The sequence below is a fragment of the Streptomyces sp. NPDC127114 genome, assembly GCF_042677525.1.
Classification (GTDB): Bacteria; Actinomycetota; Actinomycetes; order Streptomycetales; family Streptomycetaceae; genus Streptomyces.
In genome coordinates, this window is sequence record NZ_JBHXTJ010000016.1 from 20,023 (window position 1) to 40,803 (window position 20,781).

The 20,781-nt window shown below is 72.4% G+C and carries 17 protein-coding genes and 1 riboswitch; of the genes, 9 read left to right on the plus strand and 8 right to left on the minus strand.

The window, feature by feature from the left end; genetic code table 11:
- Nucleotides 1–58: 58 nt before the first annotated feature.
- The 3 genes from ACFVGS_RS18225 to thrC all read right to left on the minus strand — a co-directional run bounded on the left by ACFVGS_RS18225 (nucleotide 59) and on the right by thrC (nucleotide 2,271).
- Entirely contained in the window at nucleotides 59–262 is a 204-nt protein-coding gene (locus ACFVGS_RS18225; RefSeq protein WP_005315736.1) for a cold-shock protein, read from the minus strand.
- 399 nt (nucleotides 263–661) lie between these two features.
- A complete protein-coding gene (locus ACFVGS_RS18230) occupies nucleotides 662–940 on the minus strand; it encodes a MoaD/ThiS family protein (protein ID WP_128985002.1) in 279 nt (92 codons plus the stop codon).
- A gap of 23 nt (nucleotides 941–963) precedes the next feature.
- Nucleotides 964–2,271, minus strand: a complete 1,308-nt coding sequence (gene thrC, locus ACFVGS_RS18235) for a threonine synthase (RefSeq protein WP_384410253.1) — start codon at nucleotides 2,269–2,271, stop codon at nucleotides 964–966.
- Nucleotides 2,272–2,289: 18 nt separating this feature from the next.
- Nucleotides 2,290–2,435: riboswitch (SAM riboswitch) on the minus strand.
- A 121-nt stretch (nucleotides 2,436–2,556) separates the two neighbouring features.
- Here thrC and ACFVGS_RS18240 point away from each other — a divergent pair.
- Nucleotides 2,557–3,501 carry a glucosyl-3-phosphoglycerate synthase gene (locus ACFVGS_RS18240; RefSeq protein ID WP_384410369.1) on the plus strand — a complete coding sequence of 315 codons (945 nt, stop codon included), beginning with the start codon at nucleotides 2,557–2,559 and terminating at the stop codon, nucleotides 3,499–3,501.
- Between the two features lie 38 nt (nucleotides 3,502–3,539).
- On the plus strand, nucleotides 3,540–3,920 hold the full coding sequence (locus ACFVGS_RS18245) for a hypothetical protein (protein ID WP_384410250.1): 381 nt from the start codon (nucleotides 3,540–3,542) through the stop codon (nucleotides 3,918–3,920).
- Nucleotides 3,921–3,990: 70 nt separating this feature from the next.
- On the opposite strand, the gene ACFVGS_RS18250 is transcribed toward ACFVGS_RS18245, so the two are convergent.
- Complete coding sequence (locus ACFVGS_RS18250) at nucleotides 3,991–7,314, minus strand: FlgD immunoglobulin-like domain containing protein (RefSeq protein ID WP_385693034.1); 3,324 nt, start codon at nucleotides 7,312–7,314, stop codon at nucleotides 3,991–3,993.
- A gap of 270 nt (nucleotides 7,315–7,584) precedes the next feature.
- On the opposite strand from ACFVGS_RS18250, the gene ACFVGS_RS18255 reads away from it, so the two are divergent.
- Together ACFVGS_RS18255 and ACFVGS_RS18260 are read left to right on the plus strand one after the other, a co-directional pair.
- Nucleotides 7,585–9,042, plus strand: a complete 1,458-nt coding sequence (locus tag ACFVGS_RS18255; RefSeq protein ID WP_385693035.1) for a trehalose-6-phosphate synthase — start codon at nucleotides 7,585–7,587, stop codon at nucleotides 9,040–9,042.
- Between the two features lie 343 nt (nucleotides 9,043–9,385).
- Entirely contained in the window at nucleotides 9,386–11,668 is a 2,283-nt protein-coding gene (locus tag ACFVGS_RS18260) for an immune inhibitor A domain-containing protein (protein ID WP_385693036.1), read from the plus strand.
- Nucleotides 11,669–11,745: 77 nt separating this feature from the next.
- Here the strand turns inward: ACFVGS_RS18260 and otsB are convergent, their stop codons facing one another.
- The 3 genes from otsB to ACFVGS_RS18275 are packed head-to-tail and all read right to left on the minus strand — an operon-like array spanning nucleotide 11,746 to nucleotide 14,204.
- Complete coding sequence (gene otsB, locus ACFVGS_RS18265; RefSeq protein ID WP_384410241.1) at nucleotides 11,746–12,597, minus strand: trehalose-phosphatase; 852 nt, start codon at nucleotides 12,595–12,597, stop codon at nucleotides 11,746–11,748.
- Nucleotides 12,598–12,629: 32 nt separating this feature from the next.
- On the minus strand, nucleotides 12,630–12,905 hold the full coding sequence (locus ACFVGS_RS18270; RefSeq protein WP_385693037.1) for a DUF3263 domain-containing protein: 276 nt from the start codon (nucleotides 12,903–12,905) through the stop codon (nucleotides 12,630–12,632).
- 24 nt (nucleotides 12,906–12,929) lie between these two features.
- Nucleotides 12,930–14,204: an extracellular solute-binding protein gene (locus ACFVGS_RS18275; RefSeq protein ID WP_384410235.1), complete on the minus strand. Its 1,275-nt coding sequence runs from the start codon at nucleotides 14,202–14,204 to the stop codon at nucleotides 12,930–12,932.
- 205 nt (nucleotides 14,205–14,409) lie between these two features.
- On the opposite strand from ACFVGS_RS18275, the gene ACFVGS_RS18280 reads away from it, so the two are divergent.
- From ACFVGS_RS18280 to ACFVGS_RS18300, 5 genes are all read left to right on the plus strand, one after another.
- A complete protein-coding gene (locus tag ACFVGS_RS18280; protein WP_385693038.1) occupies nucleotides 14,410–15,399 on the plus strand; it encodes an SIS domain-containing protein in 990 nt (329 codons plus the stop codon).
- A 135-nt stretch (nucleotides 15,400–15,534) separates the two neighbouring features.
- Nucleotides 15,535–16,590: an ROK family protein gene (locus tag ACFVGS_RS18285; protein ID WP_385693039.1), complete on the plus strand. Its 1,056-nt coding sequence runs from the start codon at nucleotides 15,535–15,537 to the stop codon at nucleotides 16,588–16,590.
- Nucleotides 16,590–17,735 (plus strand): N-acetylglucosamine-6-phosphate deacetylase, encoded by a 1,146-nt coding sequence (gene nagA, locus ACFVGS_RS18290; protein ID WP_384410226.1) that lies wholly within the window; start codon nucleotides 16,590–16,592, stop codon nucleotides 17,733–17,735. Before ACFVGS_RS18285 ends, nagA begins: the two co-directional genes overlap by 1 nt.
- A 113-nt stretch (nucleotides 17,736–17,848) precedes the next feature.
- Nucleotides 17,849–18,787: a 1-phosphofructokinase family hexose kinase gene (locus tag ACFVGS_RS18295; RefSeq protein WP_384410223.1), complete on the plus strand. Its 939-nt coding sequence runs from the start codon at nucleotides 17,849–17,851 to the stop codon at nucleotides 18,785–18,787.
- 149 nt (nucleotides 18,788–18,936) lie between these two features.
- Nucleotides 18,937–19,785, plus strand: a complete 849-nt coding sequence (locus tag ACFVGS_RS18300) for a ketose-bisphosphate aldolase (protein ID WP_385693040.1) — start codon at nucleotides 18,937–18,939, stop codon at nucleotides 19,783–19,785.
- Here ACFVGS_RS18300 and ACFVGS_RS18305 read toward each other — a convergent pair.
- Nucleotides 19,775–20,746 (minus strand): CBM35 domain-containing protein, encoded by a 972-nt coding sequence (locus ACFVGS_RS18305; RefSeq protein ID WP_384410217.1) that lies wholly within the window; start codon nucleotides 20,744–20,746, stop codon nucleotides 19,775–19,777. The two genes, ACFVGS_RS18300 and ACFVGS_RS18305, sit on opposite strands and share 11 nt — an antisense overlap.
- Between the last annotated feature and the right edge of the window lie 35 nt (nucleotides 20,747–20,781).

The window sequence follows — 20,781 nt, forward strand, 5'->3', positions numbered from 1 at the left end:
TCCCGGTCAGGATGCGGGCCCCTCGACGGAAGTGCGTCGGTGGCCGATCGCGCCGCGCTCAGACGGCGAGCTTGACCATGTCCGCCTGCGGACCCTTCTGGCCCTGCGAGATCTCGAACTCGACCCGCTGACCCTCTTCGAGGGTGCGGTACCCGTCCATCTGGATCGCGCTGTAGTGGACGAAAACATCCGCACCACCGTCGACCGCGATGAAGCCGTAGCCCTTCTCCGCGTTGAACCACTTGACGGTGCCCTGAGCCATGCCTAACTCCCCTATTACTGGCCCTTGCGCGGGACCGCACTTCGCGGACCCGGGTCAGACCCTGCGCCGGAACGCGTCGACCGCGGCTGAATGTATCTGCCCAACTGCCCTCTGCAACAGGTCAATCGGACGAGAATTCTGGGCAGCCCGGAAAGGGGAATTGGGGAGAATCCCCAGGATTACGGGACAAGTCGGGCCCGGCAAAAAGCGCAGAAGGTACACAAGGCACGGGCACTTTGGCTGCTTCTTGTCGTGCGCAGACGCATTCTCATATGCGTCTGGCATGAGCAGCGGAGGGGACTTCCCCAACTCTACCGCGCTCAACCATGCAGAATTGCCCCTTCCGCTTTCTCTCGCGGAAGGGGCAATTCAGATATCTCAGGTACCCGCGGGTAGGGCTCAGCAGCCGCCGGCGACCGCCGGGATGATCGAGACGCCCGCGCCGTCCGGCGTCGCCGTCTCCAGGCCCTGCTCGAAGCGCACGTCGTCGTCGTTCACGTACACGTTGACGAAGCGGCGCAGCTTGCCCTGGTCGTCCAGGACGCGGGCGGCGATGCCGGTGTGGTTCTTCTCCAGGTCGGCGATGACCTCGGCGAGGGTCGCGCCCTCGGCGGGCACCTCGGCCTGGCCGCCCGTGTAGGTGCGGAGGATGGTGGGGATGCGGACGTTCACGGCCATGGCTGTCTTCGTACCTCTCGGATTCAGTGGGCCAGGCCCGCGTCGCGGAACGCGTCCAGGCTCGGGCGGATGGTGGCGGTCGCCTGCGAGCTGTCGGCCACGGCGTCCAGGGTCTTGAGGCCGTCGCCGGTGTTGAGGACGACCGTGGTCAGCGTGGGGTCGAGCAGACCGTTCTCGACGAGCTTGCGCGTCACGCCGACGGTCACGCCGCCCGCCGTCTCGGCGAAGATGCCCTCGGTACGGGCGAGGACCTTGATCGCGTCGACGACCTGCTCGTCGTTCACGTCCTCCACGGCGCCGCCCGTGCGGCGCGCGATGTCGAGGACGTACGGGCCGTCGGCCGGGTTGCCGATGGCCAGCGACTTGGCGATGGTGTTCGGCTTCTGGGGGCGCACCACGTCGTGGCCGGCCTTGAAGGCGGCCGACACCGGGGAGCAGCCCTCGGCCTGGGCACCGAAGATCTTGTACGGCTTGTCCTCGACCAGACCGAGCTTGACGAGCTCCTGCAGACCCTTGTCGATCTTCGTGAGCTGGGAGCCGGAGGCGATCGGGATGACCAGCTGGTCCGGGATGACCCAGCCGAGCTGCTCGCAGATCTCGTACGCGAGCGTCTTCGAGCCCTCGCCGTAGTACGGACGGAGGTTGACGTTGACGAAGCCCCAGCCCTCGCCGAGCGGGTCGCCGATGAGCTCCGAGCAGAAGCGGTTCACGTCGTCGTAGTTGCCCTCGATGGCGACGAGGTCGCCGCCGTACACGCCGGCCATGACGACCTTGCCCTGCTCCAGGTCGTGCGGGATGAACACGCAGGAGCGGAAGCCGGCCCGGGCGGCGGCGGCGCCGACGGCGCCGGCCAGGTTGCCGGTGGAGGAGCAGGAGAGGGTGGTGAAGCCGAAGGCGCGGGCGGCCTCGATGGCCTGGGCGACGACCCGGTCCTTGAAGGAGTGGGTCGGGTTTCCGGAGTCGTCCTTGACGAACAGCTTGCCGGGCTCGACGCCGATCTCGCGGGCGAGGTTGTCGGCCTGGACGAGCTTGGTCCAGCCCGGGTTCAGGTTGGGCTTCTCGGCGACGTCGGCCGGGACGGGCAGCAGCGGGGCGTAGCGCCAGATGTTGGCGGGGCCGGCCTCGATCTGCTTGCGCAGCGCCTCGGGGTCGCCGGTCGGCAGGTCGTAGGCGACTTCGAGCGGGCCGAAACACAGCTCGCAGGCGAAGATCGGGCCGAGCGCGAACGTCTCGCCGCATTCGCGGCAGGAGAGGCCGGACGCGGGACCGAGGTCGACGGTGGTACCGGGAGCGGTGGTTCCGGAAGCGGGTGCGACGGTCTGTACAGCCATTGGAGGCGAGGCCCTTTCTCCTCATCTTCCTCATGACGCATTTCGCCATGAGACGGATTTGGCACCTTCCCTAGTCGGGGACCTCGCTGGAGGACGAGTAGTGACCGACTGGAGGGTTGCCGGGGCTTCAACGGGCCGTTTCCCTCTGCCCCTCTGGATGAGCGGTATTCGATTGTGAGACGCGGGCGGCACCCCGACATGCATCAGGCATCCGCGTTGTTCAAGACTGTAACCGAAGCCCTGGACGGGCGAGACGGTCGTCCGATCCTCGAGATGGAGATCACGTTGCTGGAAGAAGTGGAGCGCTGGCTGGCCCGGCGGTCCTGGTCCGTGGCCGACCGTCCGCTGGAGCGGGTCCTCGCCGCCAAGCGCGGGACGAAGGTCAGCGTGGTGCTGCCCGCGCTGAACGAGGAGGCGACGGTCGGCGCGATCGTCTCCGTGATCCGCCGCGAGCTGATGACGGAGGCCGTGCCGCTGGTGGACGAGCTGCTGGTGATCGACTCGGGCTCCACGGACCGTACGGCGGAGGTGGCCGCGGCGGCCGGCGCGCGGGTGGTGGCGCGGGACGCGATCCTGCCGCGGATACCGGCGGTGCCCGGCAAGGGCGAGGTCCTCTGGCGGTCACTGCTGGTGACGAGCGGGGACGTCATCTGCTTCGTGGACGCGGATCTCCGGGACTTCTCGGCGGACTTCGTGACGGGCATCGTCGGCCCGCTGCTCACCGACCCGGACGTGGACTTCGTGAAGGCGATGTACGACCGCCCGCTCGGCGACGCGCCAGGTCAGGGCGGGCGGGTGACGGAGCTGGTGGCCCGGCCGCTGCTCAACCTGCACTGGCCGCGCCTCGCGGGCTTCGTGCAGCCGCTGGGCGGCGAGTACGCGGCGCGGCGCTCCCTCCTGGAGCGGCTGCCGTTCCCGGTCGGTTACGGGGTGGAGCTGGGTCTGCTCGTGGACGCGCTGCACACGGTCGGCCTGGACGCGCTCGCACAGGTGGACGTGGGAGTGCGCAAGCACCGCCACCAGGACGGCCAGGCCCTGGGCCGGATGGCGGCGGCGATCTACCGGACGGCGCAGCTGCGGCTCTCGCGCGGCCACCTCGTACGGCCGCGGCTGACCCAGTTCGAGCGGGGCGAGGACGGCTTCGCGCCGCGCACGTACCCGGTGGACACGGAGGAGCGCCCGCCGATGACGGAGATCGCGGAGTACACGGAGCGCCGCCGCGTGGCGTAACACCCGATAATGAGCCTTTCTGCCTAAATTTCCGTTTCATGCGGTTCAAGACTGAAACGGGAATCCTGTCGGCCGTTCTGGGTCTCGTGGCCGGGGTGCTGTCCTTCGCCGGAGCGGGCCCGGCCGCCGCCGATGTCGCCGAGCCCTTCGGCAGGCGCGAAGCCGGCGTGTACGTCGGCGACACCAGGACCGACCTCGGCGAGGCCGGCCCGACGGCCCCGAAGAACACGTACACCTGGTCCCCTGCGCACACGCCGTCCGCGCTTCCGCGCCTCGGCCCGCACGGCGGCAGCGGTGGCGCGATGGCGGAGGCCGACGCCGGCACCGAGCGCCTGTGGCTGCTGGGCGCGCTGGGCCTGGCGCTCGCGGCGACGGGCGTGGTGGCCGTGGCGGCGATGCGAGGCCGCGGGGACTACTGAGAGGGCGGAGGAACGCGCGGAGGGCCTTTCCCGTGGGGAAAGGCCCTCCGTCTCACGGCAGGTGTTCCTGTCAGCCGGTGTAGTAGCCGGCCATGTCGGCGACGAGGTCGACGGACCCGCTCCGGTTGTAGAAGGTGATCTTCCCGTCCCTGACCGGGACGACGACCATGTTCGCCACCGTCTGCCCGGCGACGAAGTTGAGGTTGGACGCCGCGGTGCGGGTCGTGCCGTACGGGTACACCGACACGAAGCCGGTCGCCGTCGGGTTCGTCGCGGTGACGTTGAGGACCACGGCCTTGTACTGGTCACCGACCGTGAGGCTCACCGTCTGACCCGCGCCGACCTTCGCCTGAGGCACACCGACACCCGCACCCGTGCGGGTGTCCATCACGCGCTTCGGCTTCGTTCCGGTGAAGACCGAGCCGGTGCCCTGCTTGAAGTAGCCGGCGACATCGGCGATGACGTCCACCGAACCGGCCCGGTTGTAGAAGGTGATCTTCCCGTCCCTGACCGGGACGACGACCATGTTGGGCACGGTCCGGCCGGCCGGGAAGTTGACGTTCGAGACGTTCGGCCGGGCGGTGCCGTACGGGTAGACCGACACGAAGCCCGGTGACGTCGCGTTCGTCGCCGTCACGTTGAGGGCCACCGCGGTGGCTCCCGGTTCGGTCACCGGCAGCGTCACCGTCCCGCCGCCCGGGATCTTCGCCTGCGGCACTCCGGTGCCGTCGCGGGTGTCCATCAGGCGCGTCGGCGTCACCGGCTGGTACGCCGAGGCCTCGGTGCCGGCGGTGTAGTAGCCGGCGACGTCGGCGATCAGGTCGACGGATCCGTTCTTGTTGTAGAAGTTCACGAAGCCGTTGACGACCGGCACGGTCACGAGGTTGGAGACCGTCTGGCCGGCCGCGAAGTTGAGGCTGGAGGCGGATGTCCGGTAGGTGCTCGTCGGGTAGACGGAGACGAAGCCGCCCGCCGTCGCGTTGGTCGCCGTGACGTTGAGGACCACCGCCGTCAGGCCGCTCCTCGGCACGCCGCCGGCCCCGGCCACCTCGAGGGAACGTGTCTCCCCCGGGCCGACCTTCCCCTTCCAGGTGCCGAGACCGTTGCGGGTGTCCATGAGCCGGGCGGGCGTCAGGGGCGTGTACGTGCCCGGCAGCGTGCTGAGCCCGACGTCGAACGACTCGATGCTTCCGGTGGACCGCAGAGCGGCGCCCGTGCCGTCGGCGGGCTGCGCCGTCATGACGTACGTGTAGGTGGCGTCCTCCAGGCCCCGGCCGAGCTGGTCCCTGCTGTCCCAGTCGATCGCGACGCCGGCGCCGTTGCCCCGCGCTCCCTGGTAGGTGCGGACGACGGTGCCGGAGGCCTCCCGGATCTCGACCTTCCAGGCGCCGACGGAGCGGGAGGTCCGCCAGCGCAGCTGGGTCGTGCCGCCGCTGATCCTGCGCTCGAACGTGTCGAGCATGACGAACGGCTGCGGGGCCACGGGCACCCGCTTGACGTGGATGTTCTGCTCGGCGTCGACGAAGGCGACGTTGGCGCCGAACTTGTCCACGGTCCAGGCGCCGCCCCGGCCGTCCGCATCCGCCCAGGCGGGCACAGTGGCGAGGTCGCTGGTCTGCCCGGTGGCCGCGTTCGTCAGCAGCAGCTTGTGCGCGGTCCGGTCGTGGCGTACGACGAAGCCGTCGCCGAGCAGCGACTCTCCCGCTGTCACGGGCACGTTCTTCTTCAGGGTCCGGTCGTAGACACCGGCCTTGTCGGCCCCGCAGGCCCAGTACAGCCAGCGGCCGACGGCCTGGAGCTCGGTGGGCCGGCAGCCGGAGCCCAGCTCGACGGGCGCCGAGGTGGCCCCGCTCTTGAGGTCGTAGGCGTTGACCTGGCCGGTGGAGGTGGCCGTGGCGGGCTTCCAGACCTGGCTGCCCCACAGGGCTGCCGCCGACTTGTTCAGGGTGAGCCGGACCTCGTTCTGGTTCAGGTTGTCGAGGTCGAGGTCGACGGCGTAGGTCGTGTCACCGTTCCTGGCCAGGACGTAGCGGCCGGCGGCGTCCACGACGGTGCTCTGCGCAGGCAGGTCCGTGTAGCGGTAGGAGTCGTCCGTGGGTGCCTCGACGGCCGTCCCGGCTCCGTACACCGAGTTGCCGTCGCCCAGCGACCGCAGCCCGTGCGGCGTCTGCCACAGACGGTGGCGCAGCTCGGGCGCGGTCGCGGCCGGCGTGCCGGTCGCGGTCGTGTCGACGTCGAACAGAGCGGGGGTCCCGGGCTTCAGGGCCGAGGTCGAGTCGGAGAGATAGCTCAGTCGGCCGCCGCCCAGCGCCAGACCGCTGTACGTGGCGGGGACCTGGGGCACCTTCCGCACGACCTCGGTCACGGGGGCGCCGCCGTCCCCGGGAGAGACGCGGTGAACCGCCCAGTCGGTGGCGCTGGTGCCGCCGACGACGAGGACGCTGCCGTCCGGGGCCGTGACGAAGCCCTTCGCGCCGGCGGGCAGCAGATCGCGGACGGGGCCGCCGCCGAGCGGGACCTCCTGGAGCTTCTGCCGCAGCACGCCGTCCGCGTCGTAGGACGCGGCGGAGTGGACGTAGACGACGTGACCGCCGACCACGGCGAACTCCGGGTACTCGGAGGTGGCGTACGGCCTGGCGACGCCCGTGCGCACGGGCGTGGCCGCGGCGTCCGAGCGGGGCACGGTGTACAGGCTGCTGCTACCGCCCGACCAGCCCAGGACGTGCTCGGCGCCGAGCCGGAGATTCGCCGTCCCGGGGAACGCTCCGGAGAGCCGGACGAGCGTGGCGGTCCCGTAGTCGAGGTAGAAGCGCGCCGAGCCGTCGGCGCTGAAGCGGATGATCGCCCCTCGGGTGTCCTGGGTGACGGTCACGGCCAGGCCCAGGTCCGTGGGGACGCCGGTGACCGGGGTCTCCGTGGTGCCGCCGTCCGCCAGGCGTACCAGGGTGAGCGCCGACGTCACGCCGTCCTGATCGGTGCGGGCGACCACCGTGTCGGCGGTGTAGGTGTTGAGCCAGCTCCGGCCCGCGGGGAGGGGGATCTCGGTCACGGCTCGGGTGGCGACGTCGACGATCCGGGCAGTGCCGGCCTCATAGGAGGCGTAGAGCCCGGAGTGCCCGTACTGGGCCGCCAGGGGCTGCGCCGTCGAGGCTCCGGTGGCCGTGTCCGTCCACAGCAGGTCGTTCACGCCCTCCTGCCGGTGGAGGTAGCCGGTGGTCCCGGCGCTGATCAGCCGTTCCAGGCGGGGCTGGTGGCGGCCCGGGTCCGGCACGACGACCTCGTCGGCCGGCAGGGTGTCGGCGGCGAGCGCCGGGGTGGTGAGCGCGGCGGACAGGCCGACGGTCATGCCGACGGCGGTCACGAACGCGAGCGCACCGCGAGTGCGTAGGTACAAGGAAGTCCCCTCCATGAGCCTGTTCCTCAGGCATCGGGCGGGTGACCAGTGCTCGCGCGTCCCGCGCGGCCCCCTCCGGTGCTTCCCGTCCGAGGCGGTGATCGTAACAGCGGGATTCCGGCCACCTCCCGGTGGTTCCGACCTGGTTCAGGCCGTGCGTCGGCTCGATGACCAGCGGTCCGCGCCCCCCTTCGCGGCCGTGTGCCCCCGCACCCGCGACGTCTGGAATCCGTACGTTTGAGCGTTTACCGGACGGGCTAGGTTCGCCGTATGGCTTCCGTCCTCCTGGCATCGAACCGCGGCCCCGTCTCGTACAGCGTGCGCGACGACGGGACGCTCGACACCCGGCGGGGCGGCGGCGGGCTCGTCTCGGGTCTGAGCGCCGTCTCGTCGCAGGGCTCCGCCGACGACACCCTGTGGGTGTGCGCGGCGCTCGGCGACGGCGACCGCGAGGCCGTGCGCCGCGGGGTCGCCGAGCCGGGCGTGCGGATGCTGGACATCGACCCGGAGGTGTACGCGGACGCGTACAACGGCATCGCGAACTCGGTGCTGTGGTTCCTCCACCACCATCTGTACGAGATCCCGCGCGAGCCCGTCTTCGACGCGGAGTTCCGCCGCCGCTGGGAGTCCTACCGCGGCTACAACCGCGCCTTCGCCGAAGCCCTCGCGGAGGCCGCCGACGAGGGCGCGGCGGTGCTGGTGCAGGACTACCACCTGGCTCTGGTCCCGGGGATGCTCCGCGAGCTGCGCCCGGACCTCCGGATCGGCCACTTCACGCACACGCCGTGGGCGGATCCGGCCTATCTGCGCATGCTGCCGCAGGACATCCGGGAAGAGCTGGTGTGGGGCATGCTCGGCGCGGACGAGCTGGGCTTCCACACCGCCCTGTGGAGCGGCGCCTTCATGCAGAGCACGTCCATGGACAACGCGTCGGGGACCGCCGTGCCCTCCTTCCCCGCGGGAAGCCCCCGGCGGGGCGTGGAGCACCGGCGCGGCGGCGGCCCCGGGCCGAAGCGCACCACCGACGTCGCCGTCCGCCCCCTCGGCGTCGACGGCGACGAGCTGCGGGCCCTCGCCCACCGCCCCCAGGTGGACGACCGCCTGGCCCGGCTCCGCGAGGAGGTCGGGGACCGGAAGACCATCGTCCGCGTCGACCGCACCGAACTCTCGAAGAACATCCTGCGCGGCCTGCTCGCCTACCGGGAGCTGCTCACCGCCCACCCCGAGTGGCGCGACCGGGTGGTCCACCTGGCCTCCGCCTATCCGTCCCGCCAGGACCTGGAGTCGTACCGCGCGTACACGGCCTCCGTCGTCGCCCTGGCCGAGGAGATCAACGCCGAGTTCGGCACGGCGGACTGGCGGCCGGTCCTGGTCTCGGTCGAGGACGACTTCACCCGCTCCCTCGCCGCCTACCGCCTGGCCGACGTGGCGCTGGTCAACCCGGTCCGCGACGGCATGAACCTGGTCGCCAAGGAGATCCCGGTGGTCTCCGAGGCGGGCTGCGCCCTGGTGCTCTCCCGCGAGGCCGGCGCGTACATGGAGCTGAGCCAGGACGCGCTCACGGTGAACCCCTTCGACGTCACCGAGACCGCCGACGCCCTCCACCGCGCCCTGTCGATGCCCGCCGCCGAGCGCGCCGAACGCACCAAGCGCCTCGCCGCCGCGGCCACGGCCCTGCCGCCGCAGCGCTGGTTCCTGGACCAGCTGGAGGCGCTGCGGTCCCTGTGACCCCGAAGCGGCTCAGGAGCGGCGGCGGACGAGCGCCGTGAGGATGCGGGGCGCGCCGCTCCCCGCCGCTTCCGGCGCGGGGGCGCGCCGCTCCCCGCCGCTTCCGGCGCGTTCTCCGGGCCGCTCCCCCGCCACCCCTACCCCTCCCCCCGCTGCTCCCCTGTATCGGGACGGAAATTCTTCGGGGTCTCCCCCTCCTCCCGGCAGGGTCTTCCGTGTCAGACTCTGCGACCGATCGTTCCCCCAGGCGATCCGTAACCCCCGACGGAATCACGCGCACCATGCGTCACCCACGCATGCGAGCGAAGGGATCGCGAACAACGTGAAAAAAATTGTTGTGGGCATGACCCTCGGGTCAGCGCTCACCGCACTCCTCGCAGCGGGGCTCACCCCGGCCGCCGCCGCGCAGGAAGCACGGGACGCCGGCAGCGGCGCCGGCGCGGCGCACCGGGAGGACAACCGCCCCGGACCGCTCACCAAGCAGCGCACCGAACTGCGCAAGCAGGCGATCGACCTGGTCGCCAAGGGCAAGGCCAAGGCGAACGCCAAGGGCGTCGTCGAGGTCGCGCCCGGCAAGTTCGCGGAGACCGAGACCACCACCGCCACCCGCCAGGAGAAGATCTTCACGATCCTCTCCGAGTTCGGCACGGAGGGCTCCGGCAAGCTCGGCACCGTCCCCGGTCCGCTCCACAACGAGATACCCCAGCCGGACCGCAGCGTCGACAACTCCAACGCCTGGAGCGCCGACTTCAACAAGGCGCACTACGAGAACCTCTTCAACGGTTCCGGCGAGTCCATGCGGACCTACTACGAGAAGCTGTCGAGCGGCGCCTACTCGGTCACCAACGTGGTCGAGGACTGGGTCAAGGTCCCCGGCAACGCCTCCACGTACGGCGACAACGCCGTCGAGGACAACGGCGGCTCCTGGGCCTTCATCCAGGACACCGGCGACGCCTGGTGGAACGCGCAGATCGCGGCCGGCAAGACGCCCGCCGAGATCGACGCCTACCTCGCCCAGTTCGACGTCTGGGACCGCAACGACTGGGACCACGACGGCAACTTCGACGAGGCCGACGGCTACATCGACCACTTCCAGGCCGTGCACGCCGGCATGGGCGAGGACGCGGGCGGCGGCGCGCAGGGCGAGGACGCCATCTGGTCGCACCGCTGGTACGTCAACGGTGACGACTTCGGTCTCACCGGCCCCCTCGTCGCCGGCACCCAGAACAAGGCGGGCGGCGCCCGCATCGGCCAGTCGAAGTACTGGCTCGGCGACTACACCACCGAGGGCGAGAACGGCGGACTCGGCGTCTTCTGCCACGAGTTCGGCCACGACCTCGGCCTGCCGGACTTCTACGACACCGACGGCGGCGAGAACTCGACCGCCTTCTGGACCCTGATGAGCTCCGGCTCCTGGCTCGGCCACGGCGCCGCCGCGAACGAGGGCATCGGCACCCTGCCGGGCCTGATGGGCGCGGAGGAGAAGCTGTTCCTCGGCTGGCTGGACTACGCCGACGCGCCGCTCGGCGCCTCCGGCACGTACACCCTGAACCCGGCGCAGCTCCAGGTCACCGGCAAGGAGCAGGCGGTCCGCATCGCGCTGCCCGACAAGACGAGCAGCACCACCTACGCGACGCCCGTCTCGGGCAGCCACGCCTGGTGGACCGGCTCGGCGGACGGCCTCAACCAGTCCCTCACCCGCTCCGTGCCCGCCGCCTCGCGGGTCACGGTCAAGGCGAGCGCCTGGTACGAGATCGAGGCGGACTTCGACTACCTCTTCGCCGAGTACTCGCTCGACAACGGCGCCACCTGGCAGCGCGCCGGCTCGGCCGTGGACGGCTCCTCGGCGGGCAAGTGGACGACGCTGCGCTACTCCTACGCCGCCGGCGGCAAGAACTCGCTCTTCCGCTTCCGCTACCAGACGGACGGCGGCGTGCACTTCGCCGGCGCGTTCCTCGACGACATCACGATCGCCACGGGCAGCACCACCGCGCTGGCCGACGACGTCGAGCAGGGCGTGAACGGCTGGACGGCGCAGGGCCGCTGGAAGATCTCCACGGGCACGGAGACGGCCACGTCCCCGCGCTTCTACCTGGTGGAGAACCGCGAGTACGTCGGCAGCGACGCGCTCCTCGCGGAGGGCCCGTACCAGTTCAGCAAGGGCATCACCGCCCCGGACTGGGTGGAGTTCTTCAAGTACCAGAACGGCATGCTGGTCTGGTACGTGGACCGCTCCTACGACGACAACAACGTCAGCGCCCACGCGGGTGCCGGCTCGGCGATGGTGGTCGACGCCCGCCCGACGCCGTTCCGCTACGACGACGGCACCGCCCCGAGCAACCGTCGCCAGCCCTTCGACGCCACCTTCGGCCTCGAGCCGACGGACGCGACCTGCCTCCACAAGGAGGTCCTGGTCGGCAAGGGCGGCAGCCAGACCGTCGCGACGAAGGCGGCCTGCGCGCCGTCCGTCCCGGGCATGCCGGTCTTCGACGACACCGACCCGAACGCCTACTACGACCCGACGGCCCCGCAGGCCAGCGTGAAGGTCGCGGGCCACGGCGTGAAGGTCACGGTGACGGGCGACGCGGGCGACGACCTGACGATCAGCGTGGTCAACCCGTCGTAATCCCGACCTCGTTCAAAGAGGGGCGCCCCGGCAGACCGGGGCGCCCCTTCCTGCTGTTACGCCGACGTGCAGGGGTTCTACGCCCTCTGATCCAGCTCCCCCGCCAGCCCGGCGAGCAGTTCCACGACCGCCGCCGGGCCCGGGACCGTGAGGTCGGCGCGGGTGGCGAGGTCGGGGACGGCGGCGGATTCGGCGGCGGAGCAGACGAGGAGGCCGGGGGTGCCGTCGGAGCGGAGTTTCTCGACGGCGGCGTACGCGGGGAGGTCGCCCAGGTCGTCGCCCGCGTACAGGACGGAGCCCGCGCCGGTCTCGCGGAGGAAGCCGGCGAGGGCGACGCCCTTGTCCATGCCCGGCGGGCGGAGCTCCAGGACCATCCGGCCCGGTTCGAGGACCAGGCCGTGGTGGGCCGCGAGATCCCCGAGCGGGCCCTTCAGGGCCTCGAAGGCACCCTGCGGGTCCTCGGCGCGGCGGGTGTGGACGGCGACCGCGCGGCCCTTCTCCTCGATCCACGTGCCGGGCCAGGCCCCGATCCGGTCGAGGAAGCCGGGAAGCTCGGCGCGCACCGACGCCACGCCCGGGTGCGGGGCCGCGGCCTGCACGGTGCCGCTGACCGCGTCCCAGCGCTCGGCGCCGTAGTGGCCGAGGACCACCAGGTGGGCGAGGCCCGGGACGCCGGCGAAGCCTCCGTACCGTACGGCCACTCCGGCGGGGCGGCCGGTGACCACCACGACGGCGGCCAGGTGCGGGGCGAGGGCGGACAGGGCGGGGACGGCGCCGGGGTGGGCGCGGGCCTGCTCCGGATCGGGGACGATCTCGGCGAGCGTCCCGTCGAAGTCGAGGGCGACGACGGCCTTCTCGGGCCGCGCGAGGAGCGCGGCGAGGCCGTCGCGGCCGGCGGCGGTGGTCGGGTGCGGAAGGCTGCTGACCATGTCCACGACCCTACCGAGGGATGGCCGCGGCGTCAGCGGCGCTGCTGCCGTTCGGCGCGGACCCGGCGCAGCCGGTTGACCGTGACCGGGTCGTGGGCGAGGGCGCGCGGGTCGTCGAGGAGCGCGTTGAGCAGCTGGTAGTAGCGGGTGGCGGACAGGCCGAGCTGTTCGCGCACGGCCCGCTCCTTGGCGCCGGGGCCGGGCCAGGAGCGGCGTTCCATGGCGAGGACGGCCTGCTCGCGCTCGCCGAGGACGGCCGTGGACGGCCCTTCGGCGGCCCGCCCCGGCTCCCCGAGTTCACTGGTCATACAGACCAACTTATGCCGCGCCGGTCATTCCGCGCTCTCGGCCGCCGTGGCCTGGCGGGCCAGCCGGCCGAGGACGTCGCCGGGCCTGGCGCCGGGCTGCACGGCCTTGCCGATGTCCTGCTTCACCTTGCTGCTGACCTGCGCCCAGGAGGTCTTGCCGACGGGCGGCAGCTGGGAGTCGGGCAGGGCCTCCAGGAACTCGCGGAGGTGCGCGGACTTCGGGTCGGACTGCATGGTCGCGGAGGCGGTGACGGTGGCGGGCAGCAGGTCGTTGTCGCCCGCGAACTTCAGCACGTTCTCGTCGGCGAAGACGAAGTCGAGGAAGGCGCCGATCTCCTTGCGGTGACCGTTCTGCTTGAAGCCCATGATCCAGTCGGCGACGCCCATCGTGGCCTTGGCCCTGCCGTCGGCGCCGGGCAGCGCGACCTTGCCGACCTTCACGCCCTTCTTCTCGGCCTCCTGCATGAGGGACGGGTGGCCGTTGAGCATGCCGACCTCGCCGCGCGCGAAGGCGGCGAAGGCCTCCTTGCGGTCGAGCTCGGCGGGGGCGGTGGGGCCGGTGAGGCCCTTGGCCACGAGGTTGTCGCGCAGCCAGCCGAAGGTGCGGACGTTGGCGTCGGAGTCGAGGTCGTAGTGCCCGGTGCCGTCGGTGTAGCCGCCGCCACCGCTGAGCAGCCACATCATCGTCTCGGCCTGGGCCTCCTCGGGCCCGAGCGGCAGCGCGAAGGGGTAGGTGACGCCCTCCTTGTCCAGCTTCTTCGCGGCGGCGGCGAGCTCGTCCCAGGTGGTCGGAGGCCCGTCGACGCCAGCCTTGTCGAACAGCTCCTCGTTGTAGAAGAGCAGCCGGGTGGAGGCGACGAAGGGCAGGCCGTACTGGGTGCGCTTGTACTCGCCTGCGTCGACCAGCGGGGCCAGGAAGTTGGCCTGGACGGGGATGGAGAGCAGGTCGTCGGCCGAGTACAGCTGGTCGGCCGCCGCGTAGTCCGCGTAGGCGCCGATCTGCGCGATGTCGGGGGCCTGGCCGGCCTTGACGAGCTCGGCGACCTTGCGGTCCACGTCGTTCCAGGACTCGATCCGGACCTGGACCTTCACTCCGGGGTTCTTGGCCTCGAAGGCGGCGACCAGGCCGTCCCAGTACCGCTTCGTGGTGTCGCCGCCGGTGAGGTCGTAGTCGGCGGCCACCAGCGTGAGGGTGACGTCGCCGTCGCCGCCGCCGAGCGTGCCGCAGCCGGAGAGGCCGGCGGTCAGTCCGAGTGCGGTGGCCGCCGCGGCCAGTCCCAGGAATCGTCGCCGCTGCACAGCCGTAACCCACCCTTTGCTCTTCGTCGAGACAGTGTTCGGCCGTAAGTTTCTCCCGGGTAGTCACAGGAGGTCTACACCAGTCGCGTATCGCTTCTGCAACGCATTGCCGCGCGGCGCGGCGCACTGCTATGCACGAGGTGGCAGTACCCGGCAGTACTTTCCCGGATTCCCCGCTGGTCTGGACCATTAGGAGCCGCCGCGCATGTCCCGCACCTCCGGCCACACCTCCGACGCCCGCACCTCCGACGCCCGCACGCCCGCCTCCCGCACCTCCGTCGAGATCGCCTCCCAGCCCGCCGCCTGGCGCCGTGCCGCCGAGGCCGCGGCCGGCTTCGACGGGCTGCCCGCCCCCGGGGAGCGGGTCGCCGTGACCGGCTGCGGCACCTCCTGGTTCATGGCGCTCGCGTACGCGGCGCTGCGGGAGGCCGCCGGGCTCGGCGAGACCGACGCCTTCGCCGCCTCGGAGTTCCCGGCCGGCCGGAGGTACGACCGGGTCGTGGCCGTCACCCGCTCCGGCACCACCACCGAGGTCCTCGACCTGCTCGGCGCCCTCAGGGGACGCCTTCCCACCACCGCGCTCACCGCCGACCCGAAGACCCCGGTCATGACGGCGGCGGACACGGTCGCCGTGCTCGACTGGGCGGACGAGGAGTCGGTCGTCCAGACCCGCTTCGCCACCACCGCGCTCGCCTTCCTGCGCGCCGGACTGGGCGACCTGTCCGGCGGCCCGTCCGGCCGGCTGCCCGGCGGACAGCCCGGCCTGAAGAGCGTCGCCGACGCCGCCGTCGACGCCGAGCTCGCGCTCACCGAGCCGCTGCCCGAGGCGGTCCTCGGTGCCGACCAGTGGACGTTCCTCGGCCGTGGCTGGACCTACGGACTCGCCCTGGAGGCCGCGCTGAAGATGCGCGAGGCCGCCGGGGCGTGGACCGAGGCGTATCCGGCGATGGAGTACCGCCACGGCCCGATCGCCGTCACCGCGCCCGGCCGCGTCACCTGGGTCCTCGGCCCGCTCCCCGAGGGCCTGGCCGGCGACGTCGCGCGGGTGGGCGGCACCCTCGTCTCCCGCCCCGGCACCGAGCCGCTCGCCGACCTCGTGCGCGCCCAGCGGCTCGCGGTCACCGTCGCCGAGTCCCGCGGCCTGGACCCGGACCGCCCCCGCGGCCTCACGCGCAGCGTGATCCTTTCGCCGTGAGCGGGGACGGGATCGCGCGCGGAGCCACGCGGCGGACCACGCGCGAAGCCGTCCCCGCCCGGATTTGTATCCGACCGCAACAATCCTCAGCAGTGGACTAGACCTTTCGGGTGCGGACGCGCGAGACTGTCCTCCGTGAGACACGTCATCGCCCTCGATGTGGGCGGCACCGGCATGAAGGCCGCCCTCGTCGGGGCGGACGGCACCCTGCTCCACGAGGCCCGCCGCGCCACCGGACGCGAGCGCGGACCCGAGGCCGTCGTCGAGACGATCCTCGGGTTCGCCGAGGACCTGCGGGCGCTCGGCCAGGAGCGGTACGGCGAGCCCGCCGCGGCCGCCGGAGTCGCCGTACCCGGAATCGTCGACGCCGCGAACGGCATCGCCGTCTACGCCGCCAACCTCGGCTGGCGCGACGTCCCGATGCGCGCCCTGCTCAGCGAACGCCTCGGCGGCATCCCCGTGGCCCTGGGCCACGACGTGCGCACCGGCGGCCTCGCCGAGGGCCGGATCGGGGCCGGCAACGGCGCCGACCGCTTCCTCTTCGTGCCGCTCGGCACCGGCATCGCCGGCGCCATCGGCATCGGCGGCGAGATCGAGGCCGGCGCCCACGGCTACGCGGGCGAGATCGGCCACATTGTCGTCCGCCCGGGCGGTACGGAGTGCGGCTGCGGCCAGCGCGGCTGCCTGGAGCGGTACGCCTCCGCCTCCGCCGTCTCGCTCGCCTGGGCGGAGGCCTCCGGCGACCCGGAGGCGGACGCCGCCGACTGCGCCAAGGCCGTCGAGTCCGGCGACCCCCGGGCCGTACGCGTGTGGCAGGACGCCGTCGACGCCCTCGCGGACGGCCTGGTCACCGCGCTCACCCTGCTGGACCCCCGCACGCTCATCATCGGTGGCGGTCTCGCCGAGGCCGGGGAAACCTTGTTCACACCCCTTCGGGCCGCCGTGGAGCAGCGCGTCACCTTCCAGAAGCTGCCCGCCGTCGTCCCGGCGGCGCTCGGAGACACCGCCGGGTGCCTGGGCGCGGGCCTCCTGGCCTGGGACCTGCTCGGCGACTCGACCGACCGACAGCCCACCGACCGACAGCCCACCGACCGACAGTCCACCGACCGACAGTCCCCCGCCCCGCAGCAGAACGCCCCGCAGCCGACCGGCTCCACCGACCGCCCCACCGCCCCGGAGGTATCCGCCTGATGGCCGTTTCCACAGTTCTCGCCGGGGCCCGCGTGGTGCTGCCGACCGGGATCGTCGAGAACGGACGAGTGATCGTCGAGAACGGCCGCATCGCGGGAGCCGCCCCCGAGCACGTCCCCACGCTCGACCTCACCGGCCACTGGCTGGTGCCCGGCTTCGTCGACATGCACAACCACGGCGGCGGCGGCGCCTCCTTCACCTCCGGCACCGTCGACGAGGTCCTCACCGGCGTCCGCACCCACCGGCAGCACGGCACGACCACCGTCGTCGCCTCCTTCGTCACCGGCGAGATGGACTTCCTCACCCGGCGCGCGGGCCTGCTGTCCGAGCTCGCCGAGCAGGGCGACATCGCCGGCATCCACTTCGAGGGCCCGTTCATCTCGCCCTGCCGCAAGGGCGCCCACGACGAGACGCTGCTGCGCGACCCCGAACCGGCCGAGGTGCGCAAGCTGATCGACGCCGCGCGCGGCCAGGCCCGCATGGTCACCCTCGCCACCGAGCTGCCCGGCGGCATCGACTCCGTACGGCTGCTCGCCGAACACGGCGTGATCGCCGCGATCGGCCACACCGACGCCACGTACGAGCAGACGCGGGCCGCGATCGACGCGGGCGCCACCGTCGCCACCCACCTCTTCAACGCGATGCCCGGCCTCGGCCACCGCGCGCCCGGCCCCATCGCCGCGCTCCTGGAGGACGAGCGGATCACCGTCGAGCTCATCAACGACGGCACCCACCTCCACCCGGCCGCCCTGGAGCTCGCGTTCCACCACGCCGGCCCGGCGCGGGCCGCCTTCATCACCGACGCGATGGACGCCGCCGGCTTCGGCGACGGCCGCTACATGCTCGGCCCGCTGGAGGTCGAGGTGAAGGACAGCGTCGCGCGGCTCGTCGAGGGCGGCTCCATCGCCGGCTCGACGCTCACCCTCGACCGGGCGTTCAAGCGCGCGGCGACCGTCGACGGGCTGCCCGTCGAATCCGTCGTCCAGGCGATCTCCGCGAACCCCGCGAAGCTGCTCGGCGTGTACGACCGGGTCGGCTCCCTGGAGCCGGGCAAGGACGCCGACCTCGTGGTCCTCGACGAGGACTTCGAGCTCAAGGGCGTGATGCACAAGGGCGCGTGGGTGGTTGAGCCGCAAGTGGGCTGATTTCCCCACACGTTGCGTGACGGCGGTCGGCCCGGGGTCTGGGCCAACCGCCGTCTCTTTGGCATGATCAGGGCGCTACCGGCGGTGACACGGGACGACAGGGGGTGGGTCAGGTGATTCTCACGGTCACCCTCAACACGGCGCTGGACCTCACCTACCGCGTCCCGGCCCTCACCCCGCACGCCTCGCACCGCGTCACCCAGGTCATCGAACGCCCCGGCGGCAAGGGCCTCAACGTCGCCCGCGTGCTCGGCGCCCTCGGCCACGAGACCGTCGTCACCGGCTTCGCGGGCGGCGCCACCGGCGAGACGCTCCGCTCGCTGCTCGCGGCCACCACCGCCGGCCACCCGGTCCACGACCGGCTGGTCCCCATCAGCGGCGCCACCCGCCGCACCGTCGCCGTCGTCGACGCCGCGAGCGGCGACACCACGCAGCTCAACGAGCCCGGGCCGGCCATCACCCCCGGCGAATGGGCCGCGTTCACCGCCCGCTTCACCGAACTCCTCGACGGGGCACGGGCCGTGGCCCTGTGCGGCAGCCTGCCGCCCGGCATCCACGTCGGCGCGTACGCGGAACTCGTCCGGCTCGCCCGCGCGGCCGGCGTCCCCGCCCTGCTCGACACCAGCGGCGAACCGCTGCGCCGCGGCATCGCCGCCCGCCCCGACATCGTCAAGCCCAACGCGACGGAACTCGCCCAGCTCACCGGCTCCCGCGAACCGCACCGCGCCACCCGCGACGCCCGCCGCCGCGGCGCGCACGCCGTCGTCACCTCCCTCGGCCCCGACGGCGTCCTCGCCGCCACCCCGGAAGGCCTCTGGCAGGCGGCCCCGCCCGCCCCGGTGAAGGGCAACCCGACCGGCGCCGGCGACTCGGCCGTCGCCGCGCTCCTCGCCGGCCTGGTCGACGGCGCCGACTGGCCCACCCGGCTCGCCCACGCCGTCGCCCTGTCGGCCGCGACGGTCCTCTCCCCGGTCGCCGGCGAGTTCGACGAGACCGCCTACGAGTCCCTGCTCCCCCGCGTCACCGTCCAGGACCGAGCGGCGGCGGCGTGACCGGCAGGACGGCGCCCCTGGCCCACGCGCAACCGGCCGACGCGCAACCCGCCGGCACGTAACCGGACCGGCACGTAACCGGACCGGCGCAACCGGACCGGCGCAACCGGACCGGCGCGCAACCGGCTCGCACGCAACGGAGGATCCGCATGCTCGTCCGCACCGCCGACCTCGTCACCGACGCCCGCGCCGCCGGCACCGGCCTCGCCGCCTTCAACGTCATCACCCTCGAACACGCCGAGGCCATCGCCGCCGGCGCCGAACGGGCCGGCCGCCCCGCGATCCTCCAGATCTCCGAGAACGCCGTGAAGTTCCACGGCGGCCGGCTCTCCGCCGTCGCCGCCGCCACGACCGCCGTCGCCCGCGCCGCCGACGCGCCGCTCGCCCTCCACCTCGACCACGTCGAATCCGTCGACCTGCTCCGCCAGGCACACGCCGAGGGCTTCGGCAGCGTCATGTTCGACGCGAGCAGGCTGACGCACGGCGACAACGTGAAGGCCACCGCCGAGGCCGTCCGCTGGGGGCACGAGCGCGGCATCTGGGTCGAGGCCGAGCTGGGCAGGATCGGCGGCAAGGACGGCGAGCCGCCGCTCGACGCCCACGCACCAGGCGTCCGCACCGACCCGGCCGAGGCCGCCGCGTACGTCGCCGACACCGGCGTCGACGCCCTCGCCGTCGCCGTCGGCTCCACCCACGCGATGACCGAGCGCACCGCGACCCTCGACCACGCCCTGATCGCCCGCCTCAGGGACGCCGTCCCGGTCCCGCTCGTCCTGCACGGCTCCTCCGGCGTCCCGGACACGGAGCTCCGCGCCGCCGTCGCCGCCGGCATGGTCAAGATCAACGTGGGTACGGCCCTGAACACGGCCTACACGGCCGCCGTCCGCGCCTTCCTCACCGAGGACCCGAAGTCCGTCGACCCGCGCAGGTACCTGCGCCCGGCGCGGGAGGCGATGACGGAGACGGTGACGGCGTTCCTGCGGCTGCTCAGCCGCTGAGCTTCGTCTTGCTGATCTTCAGCCAGTCGAAGACCGCGTCACACTGGTTGCCCTGCTCGCAGGACAGCTTGATGGTGTTCTGGCCCTGCTTGAGCTCCACCGGCGCCCAGGTCGTCTGCCAGTTCTTCTCCAGGTTCGGATCCGACGAGGAGATGAAGTTCTTCAGGCCTATCGGGTTGCTGTTGGCCGTGTCGTTGACCGTCAGCGTGGCGTTGGCGTCCTTCGCCGGGATCGCGTACCGCACGTACAGGTAGTAGCTGCCGGCCTCCGGCACGTCCGCCTGCCAGGTCACCGAAGAGCCGATGGCGTTGAACCCGGTGACGTACGCGCCGTCCGCGCCCTGTGCGCCCTTGATGTCCTTCGCCAGCGCCGCCGAGCCGCCCAGCTTCAGCGTCGCCGCGTCCTGCTGCGGCAGTTCCGCCGGAGCCTGCGAGGACTGGCTCGGATCGACCGACGGGGACTCCGACACCTGGGTGGGCGCGCCCGTCGGGTTGCCGCCCGCGTCGTTCGTCTTGTCGCCGCTGTTGCTGATCACGGCGGCGGTGATGCCCGCCACGACCACCGCGACGACCGCCACGGCGCCGATCAGCAGGCCCTTGGTGTTGGGGCCGCGGCCGCCGCGCGGGGCGGGCTGCTGCGGGCCGGGGCGGTGCTGGCCGCCGCCCGGGTATGTCTCCGGCGCCGCGTACTGCGGGTGCGGCTGGCCGTAGCCGGGCTGCTGGCCGTACGCCTGCTGCTGCGGCACCTGCGGCTGCTGCGCGTGGCCGCCGTACTGGCGCTCGCCGACCGTGCGGACCTGGTTGTACGAGGTGCGGGGGACGCCCGGCTGCGCCGCCGGACCCGGGTAGCCGTAGCCGCCGCCCTGGGGCCGCTGTGCCCCCGCCGCCTGTCCGTCCGCGTACAGGTAGCCGAACGGATCGTCGTCCTCGGGCGTGTTCGCGCCGTCGTTACCGGCAGCCATCCGGGTCACTCCTATCCACTGCTCGCCAGCCGTCG